Annotated in this window: 2 protein-coding genes; both read left to right on the top strand. The window is 74.8% G+C overall.

Annotation, left to right across the window (positions count from 1 at the left end; all coding sequences use genetic code 11):
* Positions 1–1,008 (top strand): sigma-54 interaction domain-containing protein (locus C667_RS23010; protein WP_004388971.1); only part of this gene is annotated, 1,008 nt, incomplete at its 5' end.
* Positions 1,005–1,341, top strand: a 337-nt coding sequence (locus C667_RS23005) for an NADH-quinone oxidoreductase subunit B family protein (RefSeq protein ID WP_004388970.1), incomplete at its 3' end; no start/stop codon positions are given. The genes C667_RS23010 and C667_RS23005, both read left to right, overlap by 4 nt.

The following is a 1,341-nucleotide window of genomic DNA, read 5'->3' as shown; positions in this document are numbered from 1 at the left end:
ATCTGCGCCCTCGTCGACAAGGTCGCCGGCTACGACATCCCGGTGCTGCTGACCGGCGAGTCGGGCACCGGCAAGGAGTTGCTCGCGCGCGCCCTGCACTACGGCAGCCCGCGCGAATCCGGCGCCTTCGTGGTGGAGAACTGCGGCGCGCTGCCCGACACCCTGCTCGAGTCCGAGCTCTTCGGCGCCCGCCGCGGCGCCTACACCGGCGCTACCGAGGACCGCGAGGGCCTGTTCCGCCAGGCCAGCGGCGGCTCCATCCTGCTCGACGAGATCGGCGAGACGTCCGCCGCCTTCCAGGTCAAGCTGCTGCGCGTGCTGCAGGAGGGCGAGGTGCGCCCGGTGGGGGCGCCACGGCCGGTGGCGGTGGATGTGCGCGTGATCGCCGCCACCAACCGCGACCTCGAGGAGGAGGTGCGCAGCGGGCGTTTCCGCGAGGACCTCTACTACCGCCTCGCCGCGATCACCGTGCGCGTGCCGCCGCTGCGCGAGCGCCCGATGGACATCCCGCTCATCGCGCAGCACTACCTGCAGGACAACGCCGCCGCGCTCGGGCTGGCCTTCGAAGCGCTCGACGCCGAGATCGTAGAGCGCCTGTGCGCCTACCGCTGGCCGGGCAACGTGCGCGAGCTGCGCAACGAGGTGCTGCGCATGATTGCGCTCGCCGAAGGTCCGCGCCTGTCGGCCGCCCACCTGTCGCCGCGGGTGCTGCACGCCGCCGGCGCGGCGGAGGAGGCGGCCTCGCTGTCGTGGCTGGGCGGCCTGGAGGGCGACCTGCGCAGCCGCCTGGAGGCGCTGGAGGCGAAGATCGTCCACGCCAGCCTGATCCGCCACCGCTGGAACAAGACGCGCACCGCCGCCGAGCTCGGCCTGTCGCGCGTGGGCCTGCGCGCGAAGCTCGTGCGCTGGGGGCTGGAGCGCGCCGGCGCCGCCGAGGATGGGGCGGCCGAGGACGGGGCCGAGGACGCGAACGAAGCCGTCGAGGGCGGCGGCGGGGTGGCGTCATGAACCTGCTCTGGCTGCAATCCGGCGGCTGCGGCGGGTGCTCGATGTCGCTGCTGTGCCACGACGCCGGCGACGTCACCGGCACGCTGCGCGCCGGCGGCATCGAGCTGCTGTGGCATCCCTCGCTGTCGGAGCAGACGGGCGCCGAGGCGCTCGAGCTGCTCGAGGCCTGCGCCGAGGGTCGCCACGCGCTCGACATCCTGTGCATCGAGGGCGCGCTGCTGCGCGGCCCCGCGGGCAGCGGGCGCTTCCACATGCTGGCCGGCACCGGGCGGCCGATGATCGACTGGGCGCGCCGGCTCGCCGCGCGCGCCGGCCACGTGGTGGCGGTGGGCA

The sequence above is a fragment of the Thauera phenylacetica B4P genome, from assembly GCF_000310225.1.
Taxonomy (GTDB): domain Bacteria; phylum Pseudomonadota; class Gammaproteobacteria; order Burkholderiales; family Rhodocyclaceae; genus Thauera; species Thauera phenylacetica.
The sequence above is the reverse complement of the archived record's forward strand: the minus strand, read 5'-3'. Positions and strand labels throughout refer to the sequence as shown.